This window comes from Streptomyces sp. NPDC049970, assembly GCF_040660235.1.
Classification (GTDB): domain Bacteria; phylum Actinomycetota; class Actinomycetes; order Streptomycetales; family Streptomycetaceae; genus Streptomyces.
Genome location: NZ_JBFALP010000004.1, coordinates 390708 through 413037, shown reverse-complemented (window position 1 = coordinate 413037; position 22330 = coordinate 390708). Strand labels below are relative to the sequence as shown.

21 protein-coding genes and 1 pseudogene are annotated in these 22330 nt (G+C 71.3%); 6 read left to right on the top strand and 16 right to left on the bottom strand.

The annotated features are described in order from the left end of the window. Positions 1-160: 160 nt before the first annotated feature. The gene (locus AB0I83_RS10615) at positions 161-736 is read left to right on the top strand and encodes a VanZ family protein (RefSeq protein ID WP_356843986.1); all 576 of its coding nucleotides are present in this window, start codon (positions 161-163) and stop codon (positions 734-736) included. A gap of 92 nt (positions 737-828) precedes the next feature. Next, positions 829-1032, top strand: a complete 204-nt coding sequence (locus AB0I83_RS10610) for a PspC domain-containing protein (RefSeq protein ID WP_356535293.1) — start codon at positions 829-831, stop codon at positions 1030-1032. A 77-nt stretch (positions 1033-1109) separates the two neighbouring features. Here AB0I83_RS10610 and AB0I83_RS10605 read toward each other — a convergent pair whose 3' ends face one another. Together AB0I83_RS10605 and AB0I83_RS10600 are read right to left on the bottom strand one after the other, a co-directional pair. Continuing rightward, the gene (locus AB0I83_RS10605; RefSeq protein ID WP_356536295.1) at positions 1110-1412 is read right to left on the bottom strand and encodes a hypothetical protein; all 303 of its coding nucleotides are present in this window, start codon (positions 1410-1412) and stop codon (positions 1110-1112) included. 134 nt (positions 1413-1546) lie between these two features. Then, positions 1547-2734, bottom strand: coding sequence for an adenosine deaminase (locus AB0I83_RS10600; RefSeq protein WP_356536296.1), 1188 nt, complete (start codon positions 2732-2734; stop codon positions 1547-1549). Between the two features lie 103 nt (positions 2735-2837). Here AB0I83_RS10600 and AB0I83_RS10595 point away from each other — a divergent pair, with 103 nt between their 5' ends. Beyond that, positions 2838-3590, top strand: coding sequence for an alpha/beta fold hydrolase (locus AB0I83_RS10595; RefSeq protein WP_363304321.1), 753 nt, complete (start codon positions 2838-2840; stop codon positions 3588-3590). Between the two features lie 19 nt (positions 3591-3609). Here the strand turns inward: AB0I83_RS10595 and AB0I83_RS10590 are convergent, their stop codons facing one another. Further along, the gene (locus AB0I83_RS10590; protein ID WP_363304320.1) at positions 3610-4563 is read right to left on the bottom strand and encodes a LysR family transcriptional regulator; all 954 of its coding nucleotides are present in this window, start codon (positions 4561-4563) and stop codon (positions 3610-3612) included. A 62-nt stretch (positions 4564-4625) separates the two neighbouring features. On the opposite strand from AB0I83_RS10590, the gene AB0I83_RS10585 reads away from it, so the two are divergent. From AB0I83_RS10585 to AB0I83_RS10575, 3 genes are all read left to right on the top strand, one after another. Then, entirely contained in the window at positions 4626-5933 is a 1308-nt protein-coding gene (locus AB0I83_RS10585) for an MFS transporter (RefSeq protein ID WP_363304319.1), read from the top strand. A 90-nt stretch (positions 5934-6023) separates the two neighbouring features. After that, a complete protein-coding gene (locus AB0I83_RS10580) occupies positions 6024-6740 on the top strand; it encodes a L,D-transpeptidase family protein (protein ID WP_363304318.1) in 717 nt (238 codons plus the stop codon). Positions 6741-6836: 96 nt separating this feature from the next. Then, positions 6837-7826 (top strand): sigma-70 family RNA polymerase sigma factor, encoded by a 990-nt coding sequence (locus tag AB0I83_RS10575; RefSeq protein ID WP_363304317.1) that lies wholly within the window; start codon positions 6837-6839, stop codon positions 7824-7826. 60 nt (positions 7827-7886) lie between these two features. Here AB0I83_RS10575 and AB0I83_RS10570 read toward each other — a convergent pair whose 3' ends face one another. The 13 genes and pseudogenes from AB0I83_RS10570 to AB0I83_RS10510 form a co-directional block, all read right to left on the bottom strand. Next, complete coding sequence (locus AB0I83_RS10570; protein WP_363304316.1) at positions 7887-8231, bottom strand: STAS domain-containing protein; 345 nt, start codon at positions 8229-8231, stop codon at positions 7887-7889. 21 nt (positions 8232-8252) lie between these two features. Continuing rightward, positions 8253-8836 (bottom strand): annotated as a pseudogene (locus AB0I83_RS10565) (Uma2 family endonuclease). A gap of 98 nt (positions 8837-8934) precedes the next feature. After that, entirely contained in the window at positions 8935-10212 is a 1278-nt protein-coding gene (locus AB0I83_RS10560; RefSeq protein ID WP_363304315.1) for a thymidine phosphorylase, read from the bottom strand. Between the two features lie 157 nt (positions 10213-10369). After that, a complete protein-coding gene (locus AB0I83_RS10555) occupies positions 10370-10768 on the bottom strand; it encodes a cytidine deaminase (RefSeq protein ID WP_363304314.1) in 399 nt (132 codons plus the stop codon). Then, on the bottom strand, positions 10765-12027 hold the full coding sequence (locus AB0I83_RS10550; RefSeq protein ID WP_356536306.1) for an ABC transporter permease: 1263 nt from the start codon (positions 12025-12027) through the stop codon (positions 10765-10767). The genes AB0I83_RS10555 and AB0I83_RS10550 overlap by 4 nt, the downstream gene beginning before the upstream one ends. Then, complete coding sequence (locus AB0I83_RS10545; RefSeq protein ID WP_363304313.1) at positions 12024-13142, bottom strand: ABC transporter permease; 1119 nt, start codon at positions 13140-13142, stop codon at positions 12024-12026. Before AB0I83_RS10545 ends, AB0I83_RS10550 begins: the two co-directional genes overlap by 4 nt. Then, positions 13139-14725: an ABC transporter ATP-binding protein gene (locus tag AB0I83_RS10540; protein ID WP_356536344.1), complete on the bottom strand. Its 1587-nt coding sequence runs from the start codon at positions 14723-14725 to the stop codon at positions 13139-13141. Before AB0I83_RS10540 ends, AB0I83_RS10545 begins: the two co-directional genes overlap by 4 nt. A 235-nt stretch (positions 14726-14960) precedes the next feature. Beyond that, a complete protein-coding gene (locus AB0I83_RS10535) occupies positions 14961-16007 on the bottom strand; it encodes a BMP family ABC transporter substrate-binding protein (protein ID WP_363304312.1) in 1047 nt (348 codons plus the stop codon). Positions 16008-16145: 138 nt separating this feature from the next. Next, positions 16146-17378, bottom strand: coding sequence for an amidohydrolase (locus tag AB0I83_RS10530; RefSeq protein ID WP_363304397.1), 1233 nt, complete (start codon positions 17376-17378; stop codon positions 16146-16148). A gap of 291 nt (positions 17379-17669) precedes the next feature. Further along, positions 17670-18710, bottom strand: a complete 1041-nt coding sequence (locus AB0I83_RS10525; protein WP_363304311.1) for a hypothetical protein — start codon at positions 18708-18710, stop codon at positions 17670-17672. Between the two features lie 11 nt (positions 18711-18721). Then, positions 18722-19663: an N-acetylneuraminate synthase family protein gene (locus AB0I83_RS10520; RefSeq protein ID WP_363304310.1), complete on the bottom strand. Its 942-nt coding sequence runs from the start codon at positions 19661-19663 to the stop codon at positions 18722-18724. 12 nt (positions 19664-19675) lie between these two features. Next, positions 19676-20914: an acylneuraminate cytidylyltransferase gene (locus AB0I83_RS10515; RefSeq protein ID WP_356536311.1), complete on the bottom strand. Its 1239-nt coding sequence runs from the start codon at positions 20912-20914 to the stop codon at positions 19676-19678. Between the two features lie 20 nt (positions 20915-20934). Beyond that, the gene (locus tag AB0I83_RS10510) at positions 20935-22320 is read right to left on the bottom strand and encodes a DUF6716 putative glycosyltransferase (RefSeq protein ID WP_363304309.1); all 1386 of its coding nucleotides are present in this window, start codon (positions 22318-22320) and stop codon (positions 20935-20937) included. Positions 22321-22330 lie beyond the last annotated feature (10 nt).

The following is a 22330-nucleotide window of genomic DNA, read 5'->3' as shown; positions in this document are numbered from 1 at the left end:
GTGAGGACCGGCGCCCGCGCCGGACCGTGGCCCCGCCCGCGCCTCTGCCCCTGCCGGCGCCGCCGGGTCCGCCGGGTCCGCCGTTGGTGCTTCTCGTGCTTCTCGTCACAGAGGCTTCCCCGGACGTGGCGGAACCGATCCTGCCGGTCGTGGCGTCTCGGTGTACGTGCGTCACAGTTCGGACGGCCGAGCCGTCATCCACTTCCGCGCTGCGGGGCTAGTGCTCCTCGTCGCGCATCTCCTGTTCGTCTGCTGGCTGACGTTGCGCCCGCTGGACGTGCCCTGGGTAACGGCGGCGAATCTTCAGCCGTTCGCCGGGATCGAGGCGGACCTGGCCATGGGCCCGGCCGAGGCGGGGCGCCGCATCGGCGAGGGACTGCTGCTGCTGGCACCGCTGGGCGTACTGCTGCCGATGGCCGGGGGCCGGCTGCTGGTCTCCCCGTGGGCGTCCCTGGCCCGTACGGTCGCCGCCGGCTCGCTGATCTCGACGGCCATCGAGCTGGGGCAGACGGGAGTGCCCGGCCAGGTCGTCGACGTCGACTCACTGCTGCTGAACACCGTCGGTGTCGCACTGGCCCATCTGCTGGTCGTCCCGCTGTGCCGGGCGCGGCTGCGCCGGGGCAACCGGGCGGGCGCCGGGGACCTGTCCCGGATCGGGGACGGCACCCGGACCTTCCGCGGCGAGGCCCCTCAGGGGTCGACCCCGACGATTACCGGGGTCGGCATCGCCCCGTAGAGGGATGCTTTGCACCCCTTCGCGGGGTGACTATGGAGGTACCGGGAGCGCGACGGAGCAGCTCCCCGAGACGCTTCGCGAAGGAGCCCACCATGGCCGCACTTGCCCGCCCCCGCGACGGACGCATGATCGGTGGAGTGTGCGCGGCGCTGGCACGGCGCTTCGGCACCTCCGCAGGGACGATGCGTGTGATCTTCCTGGTCTCGTGCCTGCTCCCCGGCCCGCAGTTCCTGCTCTACCTGGCGCTGTGGATTCTGCTTCCGGAGGAGAAGCCCTCGGCCACGACGGCCTGGTGACCGTCTGGACCACGGGGAGAAGACATGTGGGGCGCACACCCGGTCCGGGTGTGCGCCCCACATGTGTGCGCGGGCGGTCAGCCGCCGATCGGCAGGGCACCGGTCAGCCCCCCGGCGGGGAGACCGCCGAGCAGGTTCGTACCGGGTGCCGACAGGTCGTTGCTGCCGCCGCGCTGCTGCTGGTGGTCGAGGAGCCCGCCGGCCGCCTTCTGCACGGCGGGCAGCGCGTCGGTCACGGAGTCGAGCGCGACACCGGCGGGCAGGGCCGCGGCCGCGGCGTCGACGGGCACGGCGACGGCGGACGCACTGCCCGCGCCGGCTGCGGCGAAAGCGGCGCCGAGAGCGGCGACACCGAGGGTCCTGACAGCGGAGTTCTTCATATGGGATTCATCCTTGGGGAAGGGGATGTGAGCGGCTCTGCAACGTAGTCAGCTCCTCACCGCTTCCGCAAACATGCCGGAACACGGAAAACGGCCGGGACCGAATGATCCCGGCCGTTCCCCTTTCGGCTGCGTCAGCCCGCCACCGACGAAGAAGCGCTGGTGACAGCTGTCTGACGGAAGAGCCACTCCGACTTGAGCTCCGCGTATCCGGGCTTCACCACATCGTTGATCATCGCCAGACGTTCATCGAAAGGAATGAACGCTGATTTCATCGCATTGACTGTGAACCACTGCATGTCGTCGAGCGTGTATCCGAATGTATCGACCAGCCGCTCGAATTCCTGGCTCATGCTCGTACCGCTCATCAGCCTGTTGTCCGTGTTCACGGTGGCGCGGAAATGCAGCTTCCGCAGCAGCCCGATGGGGTGCTCGGCGTACGAGGCGGCGGCCCCGGTCTGCAGGTTGGAGGTCGGGCAGAGCTCCAGCGGGATGCGCTTGTCGCGTACGTAGGAGGCGAGGCGGCCGAGGGTCACGCTGCCGTCGTCGGCGATCTCGATGTCGTCGATGATGCGCACACCGTGGCCGAGCCGGTCCGCGCCGCACCACTGCAGGGCCTGCCAGATGGACGGCAGCCCGAAGGCCTCGCCCGCGTGGATGGTGAAGTGGTTGTTCTCGCGCTTCAGGTACTCGAACGCGTCCAGGTGCCGGGTGGGAGGGAAGCCCGCCTCGGCGCCCGCGATGTCGAAGCCGACGACCCCGAGGTCGCGGTAGCGGTTGGCGAGTTCGGCGATCTCCAGGGCGCGGGCGGCGTGCCGCATGGCGGTGAGCAGGGCACCGACGCGGATGCGGTGGCCGTTCTCGCGGGCCCTGCGCTCCCCCTCGCGGAAGCCGTCGTTGACCGCCTCGACGACCTCCTCCAGCGTCAGCCCCTCCGTGAGGTGCTGCTCGGGCGCGTACCGCACCTCGGCGTAGACGACACCGTCCTCCGCGAGATCCTCGGCGCACTCCGCGGCGACCCGGAACAGCGCGTCACGGGTCTGCATGACGGCACAGGTGTGGGCGAAGGTCTCCAGGTAGCGCTCCAGCGAACCGGAGTCGGCCGCCTCACGGAACCAGATGCCCAGCTTGTCGGGCTCGGTCTCGGGGAGCGCGTCGATGAGGGCGCCTCCCGTGCCCTTGAGACCCTGGGAGCTCTGCGCCCGCGCCAGTTCGATGATGGTGCCGGGGCGAAGGCCGCCGTCGAGGTGGTCGTGGAGCAGCACCTTCGGCGCGCGGCGGATCTGGTCGGGACCGGGGACATTCGGGGTCTGGCTCGTCATTCGGGCACTCTAGCGCCTACGCGCGTAGATTGCCGAGTGCCGATACGTAACAGTGACCGCGAAGCCAGGTGGAGTACACCTGCCCTTCTGAGACTGTTCTGTCATGGCACAGCGCGCACTTCCCCTGCCTGCAGCCAGGCTGGGACGGGCCGTCCACACGGCCGGAGCAACTTCCGAGATCAGCGGCGTGGTCCTGCTGCTCCCCGACGGCCGGAGCGATTCCCGGCGCCGGCCGTCACCCCTGTCCTACGCGGCGCAGCTGCCACTGGCCAGGACGCTGGCCAGAGCGGGCGGCGGGGACGGGCTCGCGGTGCACGTCGTGCGCTACCGAAGCCACGGCTGGAACGCGGGTGCCGATCCGGCGGCCGACGCGCAGTGGGCGGCCGACGAGGTCGTACGCCTCTACGGCGACGTCCCCGTCTGCCTCGTCGGGCACGGGATGGGGGGCCGGGCCGCCCTGCGCGGCGCGGGGCACTCCGCCGTCAACTCCGTGCTGGCGATGGCCCCCTGGCTCCCGGAGCGGGCCGACCCCGAGCCGGTGAAGCACCTGGCGGGGCGCCGGGTGCTGATCGTGCACGGCACGAACGACGCCCGGTCGAATCCGGAGCTCTCCTACCGGCTGGCCGAGCGTGCGAAGAAGTCCAACCGGGACACCTGCCGGTTCGAGGTCCACTCGGACGGGCACGCCCTGCGCCAGCACCGGTCGGAGGTGATGGCACTGGCCTCGGACTTCATCCGGGGTTCGCTGTTCGCCCGGTCGTACGCCCGGCCGGTCGCCGACGCCTTCGCAGCTCCCCCGCCGCTGGGGCTGCGGATGCCGCTCGCGGCGGGGTTCGGGCGGTCGCTGAGGCACTGAGGACGCGGCCCGCGCCGGATCAGTCGGGCAACAGGCTGCCCCGGCGCGACAGCAGGAAGTGTTTGAAGGCGGCCACGGGCGGCGTGTCGGGGTGGCCGTCCAGCCAGGCGACCCCGATCTCACGGACCGCGCGCGGCGCCGTGACGGTCAGTTCGACCACGCCCGGCCTGGCGACGGCGGGCGGCGGGAGCAGTGCGACACCGAGCCCGGCCGCGACCAGACCGCGCAGGGTCTCCGCCTCCTCGCCCTCGAACGCGATCCGCGGGGTGAATCCGGCCTCGCCGCACAGGTCGTCCGTGATCCGCCGCAGCCCGTACCCGGGTTCGAGGGTGACGAACGTTTCGTCGGCGGCCTCGGCCAGGCGCACCCGGCGACGGCCCGCGAGCCGGTGGTCGTCGGGGACGACGAGGCGCAGCCGCTGCTGGTCCAGCCGCCGGGCGACGAGGTCCGGGGCGTCCGGGACGGGCGAGGTGAGGCAGAGGTCGAGCCCGCCGGCCCGGAGCCGGTCGATCATCGCCTCGCCGTAGTTCTGTACGAGCTGGAAGCGGACCCGGGGGTGGTCGGCGCGGAAGGCGCGGATCAGGGCGGGCACCGTCTCGGACCCCATGGTGTGCAGGAAGCCGAAGGCGACCCTGCCCGCGGCCGGGTCGGCGTCGGCGCGCACCGAGTCGGCCGCCTTCTCGACCTCGGCCAGGGCGCGTTCGGCGGAGCCGAGGAAGGTGCGGCCCGCGGGGGTGAGCGAGACCGTGCGGCCGCGGCGGGCGAAGAGGGCGACACCCAGGTCCTGTTCGAGCCTCACCATGGCGCGGGACAGCGTGGACTGCGGTACGCCGAGCTCGTGCGCGGCCCGTGTGACGTGCTCGTGCCGGGCCACCGCCTCGAAGTACGCCAGTCGGGGCGCGAGCACGGCGCGGATGTCTTCTTCGTAACTGCTCGGTGACACCCGAGGCTTTGAGCTGTGTTGATGCGCCATGGGAACGATTATGAGGGTTTCGTGCATTGGACGCATGAAACCGGCCGGTCTACGTTCGACCCATGCCTCCTGCCAGTACCGGGGCGTCCACCATCGTGCTGGACGCCGCCGCTCCGTCGTCTCCCGCCGCCGTCTCCCCCACCGCCCCGGACCGCCTCGCACCGGGTGGTCCGGGCTACCGCCGGATGAGCTTCGCGCTCTTCGCCGCGGGGATCGCGACCTTCGCCCTCCTCTACTCCACCCAGGCGCTGCTGCCGGCCGTCTCGACGTCCTTCGGCGCGACGGCCGGCCAGGCGAGCTGGACGGTCTCCGCGGCGACCGGGGCGCTGGCGCTGTGCGTCCTGCCGCTGAGCGCGCTCTCGGAGCGATTCGGGCGGCGCCAGATGATGACGGCCTCCCTGGCGGTCGCCGTGGTGATCGGGCTGCTCGTGCCCTTCGCACCGTCGCTGGGCTGGCTGATCGCCCTGCGCGCGGTGCAGGGCGCCGCGCTGGCGGGGCTCCCCGCCTCCGCGATGGCGTACCTGGCCGAGGAGGTGCGGCCCAAGGCCCTGGTGGCCGCGATCGGGCTCTTCGTGGCGGGCAACAGCGTCGGCGGCATGAGCGGCCGCATCCTGGCCGGCTGGATCGCCCAGCTCTGGGGCTGGCGCGCGGCGCTCGGCGCCATCGGACTGCTGGCGGTGGCCTGCGCGGTGGTCTTCCACTTCATGATCCCCGCCGCGCGGCACTTCAGCCCGGCCTCTCTCAACCCGAGGGCGCTGGCGAAGACCGTCACCGGCCACCTCTCCGACCCGCTGCTGCGCCGGCTGTACGCGATCGGCGCACTGTTCATGACGGTGTTCGGCGCGGTCTACACCGTCATCGGCTACCGGCTCGTCGACGAGCCCTTCGGCCTTCCGCAGGGCATCGTCGGTTCGGTCTTCCTGGTCTACCTCGTCGGCACGCTCTCCTCGGCCGCCGCGGGCAGGCTGGTCGCCCGGCTGGGCCGCCGGGGCGCGCTCTACCTCGCCGTGTCCACGACGGCGGCGGGCCTGCTGCTCTCGCTCGCCGACCAGCTGGCGGCGGTGCTGGCCGGCCTCGTCCTGATCACGGCCGGATTCTTCGCCGGCCACGCGGTCGCCTCGTCCTCGGTGAGCCGTACGGCGACGACCGGCCGGGCCCAGGCCTCGGCGCTCTACCAGTCCGCGTACTACCTCGGCTCCAGCGCCGGCGGCACGCTCGGCGCCGTCGCCTTCCACGCCGGGGGCTGGGCCGGCACGGTCACCCTGGGCGTCCTCGCCGTGCTCGGTGTCCTGTCGATCACCCTGTTCGGCACCCGGGCGGCGAGGACCGAACGCCTCCGGGCCGGCACCGTGGCGGCTGTGCGGAACTGAGACCTTCCACCGCACAACCGCCGCTCCCCGGCGCACGTCCAACAAGCGGAGTCACTTTCCGCGGACGAACGCGAAGGGGAGCAGGCGCACATGGGAATCATGGAGAAGACAGACAGCGTACGGGCGCGGCGCGGGGTGGTCCTGTCGGTCGCGGGCCTGGTGGCGGCACCGGCCCTGGTCCTGGGCACCGGGACGAGCGCGCAGGCGGCGTCCTGCACCTCGCCCGCCGGGCCGTACCAGAAGCAGGTCGAGAAGTACCTGAAGCGGCCCGTCGACGGGCGGCAGTCCACGGCGGACTGCACGGCCGTCAGGTCGTTCCAGGTGTCGAAGGGCATCACCCCGGCGGTCGGGTACGCGGGCCCGGTCACCTGGCGCACGATGAAGACGATCACCGCGCAGAAGGCGGCCGGCAAGAACCCGAACGCGGCGAAGAACTGCCCCACCAACAAGGGGCGGATAGCCTGCGTGGACCTCACCAGGCAGCTCAGCTGGATCCAGGACGGGTCCAAGCTGAAGTTCGGCCCCGTACCGGTGCGGACGGGGCGCAACGGGGACGAGACCCGGACCGGCGCGAAGAAGGTCTACTGGCGCAACATCGACCACTGGTCGACGCTCTACGACGTCAGCATGCCGTACGCCCAGTTCTTCGACGGCGGGCAGGCGTTCCACTCGGTCACCAAGTCCATGTACAACAACCCGGGATCGGCGGGCTGCGTCAACATGCGGCCGGCGGACGCGAAGACGTACTGGAGCCTCCTGAAGAACGGCGACGACGTCCACGTGTACGGACGCAAGCCCGGCACCTGAGCAGCGGTTCGCCCACTTCCACCCCCGTTGTCAGTGCCCTGCGGTAGCTTCCACAGTGCCGGGTGATCGGCGTCACAGCGCAACAGGGGTGGAGCGATGGGTGATCTGACAGCGGCGGCTGACGTCGACAGCCGTCTGGAGGGACACCGGGTCGAGCTGACCGGGTACTGCTACCGGATGCTCGGCTCGGCGTTCGAGGCGGAGGACGCAGTCCAGGACACGCTGGTCCGCGCCTGGCGGAACTTCGACAAGTTCGAGGGCCGTTCCTCCCTGCGCTCCTGGCTGTACCGGATCGCGACGAACGTCTGCCTTGACATGCTCAACGCGGGCAACAAGCGGGCCAGGCCGGTGGATCTGACCGGCCCCACCCCCCTCGCCCAGGCGGCGCTGAACCCCCGGCCCGAGAACACCTGGCTGGAGCCGATGCCCGACGGTCGCGTCCTGCCCTCGGTGGCCGACCCCGCCGAGGCCGCCGTGGCCCGTGAGTCGGTCCGCCTCGCGTTCGTCGCGGCGCTCCAGCACCTGCCGCCCAAGCAGCGTGCGGTGCTCATCCTGCGCGAGGTCCTGGCCTGGAGGGCGAGCGAGGTCGCGGAACTCCTCGACACCACGGTCGCCTCGGTCAACAGCGCCCTGCAGCGGGCCCGTGCGACGCTCGCGGACACGGAGGGCAGCGCACCGGACACGGCGAACCCCCTGGACGAGGAGCAGCGCAAGCTGCTGGACCGCTACGTGGCGGCGTTCGAGGGATACGACATGGCGGCGCTGACGGCGCTGCTCCATGAGGACGCCGTGATGACCATGCCGCCGTTCGACCTCTGGCTGCGGGGGCACGACGACATCACGGGATTCATGCTCAGCATCGGCGCGGCCTGCGCGGGCTCCCGGCTGGTGGCGACCCAGGCCAACGGGACCCCGGCCTTCGCCCACTACAAGCCGGATCCGGACGGGCCGGGATTCGTCCCGTGGGCCGTGCAGGTCATCGACATCTCGGACGGTGCCATCACCGGGATGCACTGCTTCCTGGACACCCCGCGCTGGTTCCCGCTGTTCGGGCTCCCCGACCACCTGGACGCGGACGCGGTGTGAGGACCACCCGGCCGGTGGTGACGGGCCGGGCCCTGCGGTCGGTGGGTGACTGGGCGTCGGTCACTCCGGGGCCGCCCGCACGTTGCCCACGACGTCGGCCAGCCCCACCAGGTCGAGCAACGCCCCGAGTTCGCCCGGGACGTCGAGCAGGCGCAGCTCGACGCCACCGGCCCGGCGTGCGACGAGCCCCAGCCGGGCTATCGCCTCGACCAGGGTCAGATCGGAGTGCGTCACCCCGCCCACGTCGCAGTCGATCACCGCGACCCCGGGAGCGCGGGTCAACAGCGTCTCCAGCTCGGCGCAGAGCGCCGGCACATCGGCGCGGGTGACCCGGCCGGTGACGACGAGGGTGTTCGGTTTCAAGGCATCCACAGCACAGAGACCGGTGGGACGCCCGAAACTCATCGGCCCGGGAAGCCGTGTGTCTCAGCCGACCGGGAACATCCCGGTGTCCAGATCCAGCCCGAACGGCTTCGGCAGCGTCAGCGTCCCGCCGTACTCGACCGCTTCCAGGAGCCGGTAGGTGCCGTCGCTCGGCTCCCCGTACAGGGTGGCGGTGGGGCGGCCGGTGTGCCACGGGTCGAGGAGGAGGAACAGTGCGCCTTCGCGTACCCGTGCGTCTTGCCGATGCGGTCGTGGTTGGCGTTGGCCGGCGACGTGATCTCCACGACGAGCCGGACGTCCTCCGCCGGTACGCGATTGCCCGGCCCGGACGCGACCGCCCGGGGCAGCACGACGAGATCGGGGATGTACAGCCCGGCCCGCCCGGGTACGGAGACGCCGAGCGTCTGGTAGATCCCCCAGTCCTCCGGGATGACGGAGTAGAGCCTGCGCTGGAGCAGCTCAGCAGTGGTGTTGTGGTCCTTGGACGGCGGTGGCGACACGGTGACGATCCCCTCGATGATCTCCACCTTGCAGCCCTCGGGTGCGTCCGTGTCCTCCCAGATACGGACGAGGTCGTCCCAGTCCTGGCCGTGGCCCGGCCCGGGATCGACGGTGAGTGCGCTCATGGCGGTCTCCTCTTATCGGTGCGTCACCGGGTCCAGCATGCCGAACGGGACCGGTGGTGGTCCACCGGTCCCGTTCACCCGAAAGAGAAAGCCGCAGGTCAGGCGATACGTTCCCGCACCACCGGCGTGGCGGTGAAGGCCGTGCCGGACGGGGCGATGTCGTACGAGCCGGGCAGCGCCTTGAGGGCGTACTCGAACTTCTCGGGGGTGTCCGTGTGGAGGGTCAGCAGCGGCTGCCCCTCGGTCACCGTGTCGCCGGGCTTGGCGTGCAGCTCGACGCCCGCACCGGCCTGCACCGGGTCCTCCTTGCGGGCTCGGCCCGCGCCGAGGCGCCAGGCGGCGACGCCGACGTCGTAGGCGTCCAGCCGGGTCAGCACGCCCGAGGACGGGGCGGTGATGACGTGCTGCTCGCGCGCGACCGGGAGCTCCGCGTCGGGGTCGCCGCCCTGGGCGGAGATCATGCGCCGCCAGACGTCCATGGCGGAGCCGTCGGCGAGGGCCTTCTCCGGATCGGCGTCCTTGAGCCCGGCGGCGTCGAGCATCTCGCGGGCGAGCGCCAGGGTCAGGTCGATCACGTCCTTCGGGCCACCGCCCGCGAGTACCTCGACGGACTCGCGTACCTCCAGGGCGTTGCCCGCGGTGAGGCCCAGCGGGGTCGCCATGTCGGTGAGCAGCGCGACGGTGCGTACGCCGCTGTCGGTGCCCAGCGCGACCATGGTGGAGGCCAGTTCGCGGGCGTCCTCGATCGTCTTCATGAAGGCGCCGGAGCCGACCTTGACGTCCAGGACGAGCGCGCCGGTGCCCTCGGCGATCTTCTTGGACATGATCGAGCTGGCGATGAGCGGGATCGCCTCGACGGTGCCGGTGACGTCGCGCAGCGCGTACAGCTTCTTGTCGGCGGGGGCGAGGCCGTCGCCCGCCGCGCAGATCACGGCGCCGGTGGTGCCGAGGACGTCGAGCATCTCGGCGTTGGAGATGTGGGCGCGCCAGCCGGGGATGGACTCCAGCTTGTCCAGGGTGCCGCCGGTGTGGCCGAGGCCCCGGCCGCTGAGCTGCGGCACGGCGGCGCCGCACGCGGCGACCAGCGGGGCGAGGGGCAGCGTGATCTTGTCGCCGACGCCACCGGTGGAGTGCTTGTCGGTGGTGGGGCGGGAGAGCGCGCCGAAGTCCATCCGCTCGCCGGAGGCGATCATCGCGGCGGTCCAGCGGGCGATCTCCGTGCGGTTCATGCCGTTCAGCAGGATCGCCATGGCCAGTGCGGACATCTGCTCGTCGGCGACCTCGCCGCGGGTGTACGCGTCGATGACCCAGTCGATCTGCTCGGGGCTGAGCTCGCCGCGGTCCCGCTTGGTGCGGATGACGGAGATGGCGTCCATGGGAGGGGAGTCCTTCCGGCCGGAGGGTGGGCGAGAGTCCCGTTGACTCTACGCGCATAGAGAGGGAACGTTCCGCCGCTCCGTTCCCCCGGCGGGCCGGTGGGCCGGCAGGGCCACGCGGAACGGGCGGCGAAGGGAACGGAGCGGCGGCGGGGCGTCAGCCCAGGTGCTGCGGGCCGAACGACTGCGGCAGCATCTCGTCGAGCGTACGCAGACCGTCCGGGGTCTCCAGGACGAGCTCGGGCCCGCCGAACTCGTACAGCAGCTGGCGGCAGCGCCCGCACGGCACGAGCACCGCGCCCGTACCGTCCACGCAGCTGAAGTGGGTCAGCCGGCCCCCGCCCGTGGCGGCCAGCTGCGAGACGAGGCCGCACTCGGCGCACAGGCCGATGCCGTACGAGGCGTTCTCGACGTTGCACCCGGTGATCACGCGACCGTCGTCGACGAGGGCCGCCGCACCGACCGGGTAGTGCGAGTACGGGGCGTACGCCCTGGACATGGCGTCCCGGGCGGCCTCGCGCAGTGCTTGCCAGTCGACGTCCGCGGGGGCCGTCACTTGCCCTCGCCCTTGCGGTAAGGCACGCCGTCCGCCTTGGGCATGCGCAGCCGCTGCGCGGACAGGGCGAGCACCAGCAGCGTCGTGACGTACGGGGCGGCGTCGACGAACTGGCTCGGGACCTGGTCCGTCAGTCCGTACCAGGCGAACAGCAGACCGGAGATGACCGCCGAGACGAGCGCGGCCAGGTACTTCTTCCGGTACAGCTGCCAGAACACGACGATCACCAGCAGGATGGCCAGGAGCAGCAGCATCGCGTGGACGTTCTCCGCGCCGCCGCGCAGCTTGAGGCTGTCGGTGAAGCCGAAGAGGCCGGCGCCCAGAGCCATGCCGCCCGGCATCCAGTTACCGAAGATCATCGCGGCGAGACCGATGTAGCCGCGGCCGCCGGTCTGGCCCTCCTGGTAGATGCTCGTGGCGACGATGGCCAGGAAGGCACCGCCGAGTCCGGCCAGACCGCCCGAGATCGTCACGGCGATGTACTTGTACTTGTAGACGTTGACGCCGAGGGTCTCGGCCGCCACCGGGCTCTCGCCGCAGGAGCGGAGCCGCAGACCGAAGGCCGTGCGCCACAGCACGAACCAGGTGACGGGGATGAGCAGCAGGGCGACGACGGTCAGCAGCGACAGGCCGGTGACCAGGCCGCCGATGATGCCGGCGAGGTCGGAGACGAAGAACCAGTGGTGTTGCTGGAGGTCCTGCATCCAGTCCGACAGCCCTGGAACGGTGATCTTGTCGATCTCCTCCAGCCGCGGTGACTGCTTGGAGGAACCGCCGGGTTCCTCGGCGAAGGTGAAGTTGGAGAGGTAGCGGGTGACCCCGACGGCGAGGATGTTGATGGCCACACCGGAGACGATGTGGTTCACGCCGAAGGTGACGGTGATGACGGCGTGCAGCAGGCCGCCGAGCGCGCCGCCGATGATGCCGAACAGGACGCCCACCCACGGGCCCCACTGGAAACCGGCCCAGGCTCCGAACCAGGTACCGAGGATCATCATGCCCTCGAGGCCGATGTTGACGACACCCGCGCGCTCGGCCCACAGACCGCCGAGGCCGGCCAGGCCGATCGGGACGGCGAGCTCCAGTGCGCCCCTCACCTGGCCGACGGACGTCACGTCGTTCGCGCCGCTGATCAGCCGGACCAGCGAGACGAGGGCGAGCGCACCGGCGATGATCAGCAGGACGACGGGCAGGGAGAGCTTGCGTCGGCCGCCGCCCTTTCGGGGGGCGACGCGTGCGGCGCGGACTTCGGTGCTCACAGGGCCGCCTCCTTCTCGGTGGTGAGGGCGTGGCCGGCTGCGAGTTCCTCGCCGACCTTCTGCTGCTGGCGGCGGGTCCCGTAACGCCGGACGAGCTCGTAGCTGACGACGACCGAGATCACGATCAGGCCCTGCATGATCGTGGCGATCTCCTTCTCGAAGCCGAACTGGTCGAGGGGGGACGACGCCTTGTCCAGGAACGCGATCAGCACCGCGCTGAGGGCGATGCCCACCGGGTGGTTGCGGCCGAGCAGGGCGATGGTGATGCCGGTGAAGCCGAGGCCCACGGGGAAGTCGAGGCTGTAGGTGTGGGTGTCGCCCAGCAGCGTCGGCATGCCGACGAGACCGGCGATCGCGCCGGAGATCAGCATCGAGGTGAGGATCATCTTCTTCGCGTCCACACCGGACGCCTGGGCGGCGCTCTCGCTGGCGCCCGTGGCACGGAGGTCGAAGCCGAACCGGGTGCGGTTCAGGACGAGCCAGTAGACGAGACCGCAGCCGGCCGCGACGAAGGTGAAGCCGTAGATCTCACCGGCGTCGGGGCTCAGGGACACGCCCGGGAACCAGCCGGCCTCCGGGATCTCGCCCGTCGTCAGGTTGTTGGAGCCCGTGGCCTGGTCGCCGAAGTTCTTCGGCAGGATCAGCCAGGCGATCAACGAGGTGGAGATGGAGTTGAGCATGATCGTCGCGACGACCTCACTCACCCCGCGGGTGGTCTTGAGGATGCCCGCGATGCCCGCCCAGAACGCGCCGACCAGCATGGCCACGATCACGATCAGGGCGATCTGGAACGGCCCGGGGAGGCTGACGCTCGCGCCCACCAGGGCGGCCACCATCGCCGCGAGACGGTACTGGCCGTCGACGCCGATGTTGAACAGGTTCATCCGGAAACCGACCGCGACCGCGAGCGCGGCGAGGTAGTACGTACCTGCCTGGTTGATGATCAGGACCTGTACGTCGCTGTACGACACCTGCTCGAACAGGAGGCCGTACAGCTCGAAGGGGTCGCGGTTCGAGACGAGCAGCACCAGGGTGCTGAGCGCGAACGCGACCACCAGGGCGAGCGCCGGGCCGGCGAAGCCCAGGATCAGCCGGTCCTTGTCGAATTTCTTCATCGGGCCTCGTCCTCCGGTGCTGCGTCGAGGTGACCGGCGGCGGCGCCGGTCATGGCCGAGCCCAGTTCCTCGGGTGTGATGGTGGCGGGGTCGGCGTCCGCGACGAGCTGTCCGCGGTACATGACGCGCAGGGTGTCGGAGAGCCCGATCAGCTCGTCCAGGTCCGCCGAGATGAGTAGGACGGCGAGGCCTTCACGACGCGCCTCGCGGATCTGGTCCCAGATCTGCGCCTGGGCGCCGACGTCCACCCCCCGGGTGGGGTGGGCGGCGATCAGGAGCTTCGGGCTGTGGCTCATCTCGCGGCCGACGATCAGCTTCTGCTGGTTTCCGCCGGAGAGGGAGGCGGCCGTGACCTCGATGCCCGGGGTACGGACGTCGTACTCGCGCACGATCCGCTCGGTGTCGGCGCGGGCCGCCCTGGGGTCGAGCAGCCAGCCCTTGCTGTTGGGCTTCTCGGTGACGTGGCCGAGGATGCGGTTCTCCCAGAGCGGGGCGTCCAGCAGCACTCCGTGCCGGTGGCGGTCCTCGGGGATGTAGCCGATGCCGCGCTCACGCCTCTTGCGCGTGGGAGCGCCGGAGATGTCGTCGGCGTCCAGCGTGATGACGCCGCTGTCCGGGCTCCGCATACCGATGAGCGTCTCGATCAGCTCGGTCTGGCCGTTGCCCTCGACGCCGGCGATGCCGAGGACCTCACCCTTGTGGATCGTGAAGCCGACGTCGGACAGGACGTCGCGCACGACGCCGTCCGGGTCGGTCAGGCTGAGGGAGAGGTCGGCGACGCGCAGCATCGGGACGTCCGTCACCGTGGACTCGCGGGTCTCCGGCGAGGGGAGCTCGCTCCCGACCATCAGCTCGGCGAGCTGCTTGGTCGTGGTGTTCGCGGGGTCGGCGGTGCCCACCGTCGTACCGCGCCGGATCACCGTGATCTCGTCGGCGACGGAGAGGACCTCTCCGAGCTTGTGCGAGATGAAGATGACGGTGAGGCCCTCGGCCTTGAGCTCGCGGAGGTTCGCGAAGAGCGCGTCCACCTCCTGCGGGACCAGCACGGCGGTCGGCTCGTCCAGGATGAGGATGCGGGCGCCGCGGTAGAGGACCTTGAGGATCTCCACGCGCTGGCGGTCGGCGACCCCGAGGTCCTCGACGAGCGCGTCGGGCCTCACCCCGAGGCCGTACGCGTCGGAGATCTCCTTGATCTTCCTGCGCGCGGAGGACCCGATGCCGTGCAGCTTCTCGCCGCCGAGGACGACGTTCTCCAGGACGGTGAAGTTGTCGGCGAGCATGAAGTGCTGGTGGACCATGCCGATGCCGCGCGCGATGGCGTCACCGGGGTTGCCGAACGAGACCTGCTCGCCGTCCACCGCGATGGTGCCCTCGTCCGGCTTCTGCATGCCGTAGAGGATCTTCATCAGGGTGGACTTTCCGGCGCCGTTCTCACCTACGAGGGCGTGGACCGTTCCCTTGCGTACGGTGATGCCGATGTCGTGGTTGGCCACGACGCCGGGGAAGCGCTTGGTGATGCCGTGCAGTTCTACGGCAGGGGGACTGCTGGACGCGTTGATGACGCACTCTCCTTGGCCGGACAGGAGCGGGAGCACAGGGGCAGGGGGCGGGGTGAAGTTATCGCGCCTGAGGGCTGTCTACACGCGTAGCGCTGCCGAATCGTAAAGCGTAGGCGCACGGCACGGCCCGAACGCGGGTCCGGGGCCTGTGCGAGCAGGGCACTGCGACGGGCACAACTTCTTCGATGAGCACCCCACGGGCCCGGAGCGAAGGTGCGCGCTCCGGGCCCACGGGAAACCGGCGTGACGACCGGAATCGTTACGGGGTCGTCTTGACGGTGATCTTGCCGTCGATGATTTCCTTCTTCGCCTCGTCCACCGCGGCGATGACCTCGGTCATCTTGGTGAAGGCCGGGTTGGACATGGCCAGGCCGACGCCGTCCTTGGCGAGGCCGTAGCGGATCTCACCGGACTGGGGCTTGTCGTCCTGGACGGACTTGATCAGGTTGAAGACGGAGTCCTCGACGTCCTTGGTGACCGACGTCAGGATCGACTCCTTGTAGGCCGCGAGGCCCTCCTGCTTGTACTGGTCGGAGTCGACGCCGATGTTCCACTTGCCCGCCTTGGAGACGGCCTCGATCGCACCGGAACCGGCCAGACCGGCGGCCGAGTAGACCACGTCGGCGCCCTTGTCGAGCTGCCCCTGGGCGGCGGCCTTGCCGAGGTCGGGCTTGGAGAAGCCGTCGAAGTTCGGCGGCTGCGTCAGGTACTGGGGGACGACCTTGACCGTGGCGTCGGTGTCCTTGACGCCCTGCTCGAAGCCGGCCTGGAACTTCTTGATCAGCGGGGTCTCGACACCGCCGATGAAGCCGACCGTCTTGGTCTTGGTGACCTTGGCGGCGGCGACACCCGCGAGGTAGGAGCCCTGCTCCTCGTTGAAGACGATGTTGGCGATGTTGTCGCCGGTGACCGAGGCGTCGTCGATGATGCCGAAGGTGATCTTCGGGAACTTCGGCGCGACCTTCTTGATGGCCGGCGCATAGGCGAAGCCGACACCGATCACCGGGTTGTTGCCGGCACGGGCCAGCGAGGTGAGGCGCTGGACCTTGTCCGCGTCCGACTCACCCTCGGAGGGCTCGGCCTCGGTGCCCTTGACGCCGAGGTCCTTCTCGGCCTTGGCCAGACCCGCGTAGGCGGCGTCGTTGAACGACTGGTCGCCGCGGCCGCCGATGTCGTACGCGATGGCCGTCTTGTTGTCCTTGGAGTCGGACGCGCTGTCCGACGACGAGTCGCCACACGCGCTCACGCTCAGCGCGAGTGCCGCGGACATGACGCCCACGGTGGCAATCCTGGTGATCCGGCGCAAGGGAAGGCTCCTTCAAACCTGACCGAAGCGCCTCTTCCGGCGCTGGTTTCGCGGCGATCGTAACGCGCGTAGATGTCAGATAAGGACCTGTACGGAAGCTGTTATCGGATCGTCGCGAACAGGAGGTGTCCTGTCCGGTTACGAGCCGTTGCGGTCCAGCAACGCGGCGGCGGTGAACAGCTCCACCCCTACGGTGATCGCCTCCTCGTCCACGTCGAAGTTACCGCGGTGCAGGTCCAGGCCCCTGGTGTCCCCCGGGGTGCGCACACCGAGCCTGGCCATGGCCCCCGGGACCCGTTCCAGGTACCAGGAGAAGTCCTCTCCGCCCAGGCTCTGTTCGGTGTCCTCGATCGCATACGATCCGCGGCGGACCGTCATCGCGGCGTCGAGGAGGCCGATGGACTCCGCGTCGTTCACCACCGGCGGGACGCCGCGGATGTAGTCGATCACCGTCTTGGCCCGGTGCATTCCGGCCACCTCGTCGACCGCCGCGTGCACCATGTCGGGCACCTGCCGCCAGGTGTCCAGGTCCAGGCAGCGCACGGTGCCGGACAGCTCTGCGTGTTGCGGGATGACGTTGGGCGCGTGCCCCGTCTCCAGACGGCCCCAGGTGACGGCGAGCCCGGCCCTGGCATCGACCCGCCGGGCGAGCAGCGCGGGGACGTCGGTGGCCACCCGGGCCACGGCGGTGACGAGGTCGGTGGTCAGGTGCGGCCGGGCGGTGTGCCCGCCGGGGCCGTCGAGGGTGATCTCCAGACGGTCGCACGCGGAGGTGATCGCCCCGATCCGCAGGCCGATCTTCCCCACGTCCACCTTCGGGTCGCAGTGCACCCCGATGATGCGCCCCACACCGTCGAGCACGCCGGCCTCGATCGCGTCCGCCGCACCGCCGGGCAGCACCTCCTCGGCGGGCTGGAAGATCAGCCGCACGGGGTGCGGCAGCAGCCCCTGCCGGTCGAGGGCGGTGAGCACGAGCCCGGCGCCGAGCACGGTCGTGGTGTGCACGTCGTGCCCGCAGGCGTGCGCCCGGTCGGGCACCGTGGACCGGTAGGGGACGCCGGCCTTGGTGTCCGGGATCGGCAGCGCGTCGATGTCCCCGCGCAGTGCCAGCATCGGCGTCACGCCGTCCCACTCGCCCACGTCGCAGACGAGCCCGGTGCCCATCGCGAGCACCCTGGGCTCCAGCCCGGCCCGCTCCAGCCGCGCCTTGACGGCGGCCGTGGTGCGGAACTCCTGGTTGCCGAGCTCGGGGTGCATGTGGAGGTCACGCCGGAAGGCGATCAGCTCGGCACGCAGCTCGTCGGACAGGGAGCCGGGCAGGACGGCTCCCCCTGGCAGCTGGCCTTGGGCGTGGGGCACGCGGGTCTTCAACTGGTTCACCCAGTCAAGGGTAGGCCCCCCGGGCCCTCAACTGGCTGGAGATCACCAAAAGTTCAGCCGCTCAGGGGAACAAAAGAGGCGTTGCGGGGTGTGACGGACTCGCGTGATGGGTAAACTCGCCCGCTTTTCCACTGTCGTACGAGTGGAGCGCGAGCCGAGAGGCGCGGCGCGGGTCACCGCAGGCTCCCGCCCGGTGGCGGTCGCCGGTGCCGCTCGGGTCCGTCCGCCGGCGGACGGACCGGTGCCGGTCAAAATACGCCACCTCCGCCCGGCCCTCGTCCTCTATCCCTCCGCGACCGCCGTCACCCGCCAGGGCGCCAGCCGCTGCACGTCCCGGGCCGTCGCCGTGACCCCGCTCAGGAAGCCCTGCGCGCGCGGGGAGGCCGTGTCGCGCAGCCACTCGGGCGCTATGTCGCACACCGCGACCTTCACGCCGGTGCCGGCCAGGGCCAGCGGCAGGGTGTGCACCACCGTGGACGGGAAGCTCAGGACCGTGTGGCCGATGGGGCCCCGGCGGGCGATGAGTTCCAGGGGAAGGTCCGGGCGGACGATCTCCAGTCCGGTGGCGGCCTCCAGGGCGTGGAGCTTGTCCGCGGACTCGCGCCGGTGGGCGAAGTAGCGGGTCGCGCCGTGGGCACGGGCCAGGGTGGCGACCGCCTCCTGGTACGGCACCGGGTCCACGACGCCCGTCTCCACCAGGGAGGTGCCGACCAGGTCGGCGCCCTTGGTGATGAGGGGCGGGCCGAACCGCTCCCTGGTCCAGGCGAAGGTGTTCGCCGTGACCTCGATACCGCCGGGCGCCTCCACGGGCATGGCGGTGAACACCTCGACCGTGCGGGACGCCGACGGGGTGAAGCTGCGGCGGGCGGCAGAGGTGACAGGGGCGAGGAGCAGCTCGCGCGGCCCTCCGCTCCCCCGCCGGTGCCAGCGCACCAGACGCTCGCCGCGCGCCAGCTGGGCGACGAACTCCATGGTGGCCGTGCCGTCGTCGACCACCGTGATCCGGCGGGCGCGGACCAGGCCGAGGAGCAGTTGCACGTACCGGGAGAACGGGTCCCCGATGACGATGCGGTCGGCCCTGCGGATCAGGCCGGTCAGCGCCCGCAAGGCCTTCAGGGGCGCGCCGGCCTCCCCGCGCGCCTCCTGCCAGCGGACGGTCATGCCCTCGTCGCGGGCCAGCTCCGCCATCCTGCGCAGCTGTCCGCGCGACATCGGGTCGACCGGGGGGAGGACGACGACCGTGGTGTCGGGTCCTCCCCGGGCGTGGGTCCACTCCAGGACGTTCAGGAGCTGGACCGGGCTCTCGACGAAGGCGAGGTTCACCGGTCGGCCCGTCAGACCGCGACCGGCTCGGCGGCCGGCGCGTTCTCGTTCTCGCTCTCGGCGACGACGCCCGCGACCCGGCGGAGCTTCTTCATCGGGCCGAGCTCCGACTCGTACACCTTCTTGACGCCGTCACCGAGGGACGCCTCGATGGTGCGGATGTCGCGGACCAGGCGCGTGAGGCCCTGCGGCTCGACGGAGGCGGCCTGGTCGGAGCCCCACATCGCGCGGTCCAGGGTGATGTGGCGCTCGACGAACGCGGCGCCGAGCGCGACGGCGGCGAGGGTCGTCTGGAGGCCGGTCTCGTGGCCGCTGTAGCCGATCGGCACGTTCGGGAACTCCTGCTGCAGGGTGTTGATGACCCGCAGGTTGAGCTCCTCGGCCTTCGCCGGGTACGTCGAAGTGGCGTGGCAGAGCAGGATGTTGTCGCTGCCCAGGACCTCGACGGCGTGACGGATCTGCTTGGGCGTCGACATGCCGGTGGAGAGGATGACCGTGCGGCCGGTGCCGCGCAGGGCGCGCAGGAGCTCGTCGTCGGTCAGGGAGGCGGAGGCGACCTTGTGCGCGGGGACGTCGAACTTCTCCAGGAAGGCGACGGCCTCGGTGTCCCACGGGGAGGCGAACCAGTCGATGCCGCGCTCGGCGCAGTGCTCGGCGATGGCGGTGTACTCGGCCTCGCCGAACTCGACGCGGTGGCGGTAGTCGATGTAGGTCATCCGGCCCCAGGGGGTGTCGCGCTCGATGTCCCACTGGTCGCGCGGGGTGCAGATCTCGGGGGTGCGCTTCTGGAACTTGACGGCGTCGCAGCCCGCTTCGGCCGCCACGTCGATGAGCGCGAGGGCGTTGTCGAGGTCGCCGTTGTGGTTGATGCCGATCTCACCCGTGACGTAGACGGGGTGGCCGGGTCCGGCGGTGCGGGTGCCGAAGGTGCGCAGGCGGGAGGTGCTCGTCATGGTGGTGCTTCCTTACCGGGTGGGGGTGTCGGGGGAGTCGGTCGTGAGGGTGGGGCCGAGGAGCCAGGCCGCGATCTCGCGGATGGCCCCGGAACCACCGGGGTTGGTGGTCACGGCACGCGCGGCGGCGCGCACCGGGTCGTGGGCGCTCGCGACGGCGACGGGCCAGCCCGCCAGGCCGAAGCAGGCCAGGTCGTTGACGTCGTTGCCGACGTAGAGCACGCGGTCAGGAGCGATGGACTGCTCCTCGCACCACTGCTTGAGTGCCAGGTCCTTGCGGTCGATGCCGTGCAGGACGGGGACCTGGAGTTTGCGGGCGCGGGCGGCGACGACCGGGTTCTGCTCCGTGGAGAGGATCAGCAGCGGTACGCCGGCCCGTCGCAGGGCCGCGATGCCGAGGCCGTCACCGCGGTGCACGGCGACGGTCTCGCGGCCGTCCGAGTCGATGAGGACGCGGTCGTCGGTCTGCGTGCCGTCGAAGTCGAGGACGACTGCGTCGATGTCCGCCCGGGTGGGCAGCGGCGAGGGGTCCAGGACCGGCGCGAGGGCGCGGGCGCGGGCCAGGTCGTGCGGGTCGTCGATCTCCAGGACCCGGGCGGGGTCGGTGTGCACGAGCGCCGTGCGGCCGAAGAAGCGGTGGCGGTGGGTACGGAAGCCCTCGACGTCCATGGCGTACGCCGCGCCGGTCTCCAGGTGGTCCTGGGGCCGGTCCTGGCGGCGGGGGCGTACGGCCTTGTCGTGGTTGACGCCGTGGGGGCCGTCCTCGCCCGCGCCGCCGTCGCGCCACACGAAGCCGTGGAAGGGGGCCACGGTGACGGCGGTGTCGGCTCCGTCGCGGGCGACCGCGGCGGCGACGCCGTCGATGTCCTCGCGTGTGACGAAGGGGCTCGTGCACTGGACGAGGAGCACCACGTCGGCCTTCCGGCCGTGTGCCGTCGCCTCGTAGGCGTGCAGGGCGTGCAGGACCGCGTCCTCGCTGGTCGCCTTGTCCCCGGCGATGGCGGCGGGGCGCTGTACGCAGTGCAGCCGGCCCGGCTCCCCCAGCGCATCGGCCGCGGACCGGGCCGCGTCGGCGACGGCCGGGTCGTCGGTGGTGACGACGACGTCCGTGACCTCGGGCGAGGCGAGGCAGGCGCGGACGGCCCTGGCGACGAGCGGTACGCCGCCCACCCGGGCGAGGTTCTTGGCCGGCACGCCCTTGGATCCGCCACGGGCGGGGATGACGGCGAGCACGGTCGGGGGCGGGGTCATGGAGGCTCCTGGTTCGGTGGTCACAGCTCGCCCATCCGGCGGATCACGGGGGCGACCCGCTGGACGCCGTGGCGGTAGGCGCCGCGCGCCGCGTTGCGTACGGTCTCGCGCACCGCCCCCCGGACCCGTCCCGTCCCCTTCGGCGCGACGGCACCCGGCAGCGGGTGCCCGTCGGGGCCGAGGTGGTGGCGGGCGAGGATGCCGGGGAGGTAACCGGGGGCGGTGGCCGGGGTGTAGTAGGGCGTGAGGCGGGGAAGCGGGCCGGCCGCGAGCAGGGTGCCGACCCGGGCACGGGCGGTGTCGTAGGCGGCCTCGTAGGAGCCGTCGGCGGCGACCCCCTGGCCGGTCAGCCACTCCTCGTCGGGCCGGGGGCTCAGGCCTCCGTCGAGGTGGTCCCAGGACGTGATCAGTCCGGATCCGACGAAGTGGTGGTTGCCGAGCGCCTCGCGCACACCGAGGTCGGAGAGGACCGCCGTCGGGATGCGCCGGTGCAGGGATTCGAGGGCGGCGGTCGACGACACCGTGACCAGCAGGTCGGTGCGGTCCAGGACCTCGCCCATGTGCCCGTAGACGAGGCGGAGGTTGGGCGGGAGCCCGCCCGGAATCCGCTCCGCCAGGCGCTGGTAGGGCAGTTCCTCGATGTGCGTGGTGTGCTCGCCGGGCTTCGAGCGCAGCTTCAGCAGCACTTCCCGGTGGGGGTGCAGCCGGGCGTGCTCGACGAGCCGGCGCAGCAGGTAGGTGCGCTCGGCGCGGGACGCCGGCACCGAGGGCTGGGCGGCGAACACGACGGTGTCGCGGCCCTCCCGCGCCCGGTACGGCTCTCCGCCGAGGAACGGCAGGGCCGCCTCGGTGACGGACGACGCGTCGGCTCCGACCCCCTCGTACACCGCGCGGAACCGCGCCGCGTCGTGGCGGGAGTTGGCGAGCACGACGTCCGCGCCGTGGCGCAGCAGCAGCCCGTCCGCGAGCTTCTCGTAGACGACCCCGACATAGCCCGTGACGACGACCGGCCTGCGGGGCAGGTCCAGCGCGGCCAGGCCGTGCAGTGCCGCCTGCACCGCGCCGCCGACGAGGGCGAGCACCACGACGTCGTAGGCCTCGTCCCGCACGGTGTGCAGGAACTCGACGGCCGTCACCTCGCGCACCCGGCCGGTGTCGACGCCGACCTCGCCCACTTCGGCGAGTTGCCGGGGTGTCGGGGTGGCCCGGCCGCGCAGCAGCAGCCCGCTGATCTCGACGGGGCGCTGCGCCGCACCGGACTCCGTGGCCCCGGACAGGCGGCGCGCGGTGAGCGCGCCCCATTTCCACCGGGTGTCGGAGTCGGCGAGTACGGCTATGCGGAGCGCCGTGCTGCCGGCTGCTGGGCTGACGGCCGGGGCGGCCGTTTCTTCGGTTCGATGGGGCACGTCGTAAAAG

What these genes read in the sequence shown, in the direction of transcription:
- AB0I83_RS10610 (WP_356535293.1), top strand. Translation starts at nt 829, where the DNA reads ATGGCCGCACTTGCCCGCCCCCGCGACGGACGCATGATCGGTGGAGTG.
- AB0I83_RS10605 (WP_356536295.1), bottom strand. Translation starts at nt 1,412, where the DNA reads ATGAAGAACTCCGCTGTCAGGACCCTCGGTGTCGCCGCTCTCGGCGCC.
- AB0I83_RS10600 (WP_356536296.1), bottom strand. Translation starts at nt 2,734, where the DNA reads ATGACGAGCCAGACCCCGAATGTCCCCGGTCCCGACCAGATCCGCCGC.
- AB0I83_RS10595 (WP_363304321.1), top strand. Translation starts at nt 2,838, where the DNA reads ATGGCACAGCGCGCACTTCCCCTGCCTGCAGCCAGGCTGGGACGGGCC.
- AB0I83_RS10590 (WP_363304320.1), bottom strand. Translation starts at nt 4,563, where the DNA reads ATGGCGCATCAACACAGCTCAAAGCCTCGGGTGTCACCGAGCAGTTAC.
- AB0I83_RS10585 (WP_363304319.1), top strand. Translation starts at nt 4,626, where the DNA reads ATGCCTCCTGCCAGTACCGGGGCGTCCACCATCGTGCTGGACGCCGCC.
- AB0I83_RS10580 (WP_363304318.1), top strand. Translation starts at nt 6,024, where the DNA reads ATGGGAATCATGGAGAAGACAGACAGCGTACGGGCGCGGCGCGGGGTG.
- AB0I83_RS10575 (WP_363304317.1), top strand. Translation starts at nt 6,837, where the DNA reads ATGGGTGATCTGACAGCGGCGGCTGACGTCGACAGCCGTCTGGAGGGA.
- AB0I83_RS10570 (WP_363304316.1), bottom strand. Translation starts at nt 8,231, where the DNA reads ATGAGTTTCGGGCGTCCCACCGGTCTCTGTGCTGTGGATGCCTTGAAA.
- AB0I83_RS10560 (WP_363304315.1), bottom strand. Translation starts at nt 10,212, where the DNA reads ATGGACGCCATCTCCGTCATCCGCACCAAGCGGGACCGCGGCGAGCTC.
- AB0I83_RS10545 (WP_363304313.1), bottom strand. Translation starts at nt 13,142, where the DNA reads ATGAAGAAATTCGACAAGGACCGGCTGATCCTGGGCTTCGCCGGCCCG.
- AB0I83_RS10520 (WP_363304310.1), bottom strand. Translation starts at nt 19,663, where the DNA reads ATGACGAGCACCTCCCGCCTGCGCACCTTCGGCACCCGCACCGCCGGA.
- AB0I83_RS10515 (WP_356536311.1), bottom strand. Translation starts at nt 20,914, where the DNA reads ATGACCCCGCCCCCGACCGTGCTCGCCGTCATCCCCGCCCGTGGCGGA.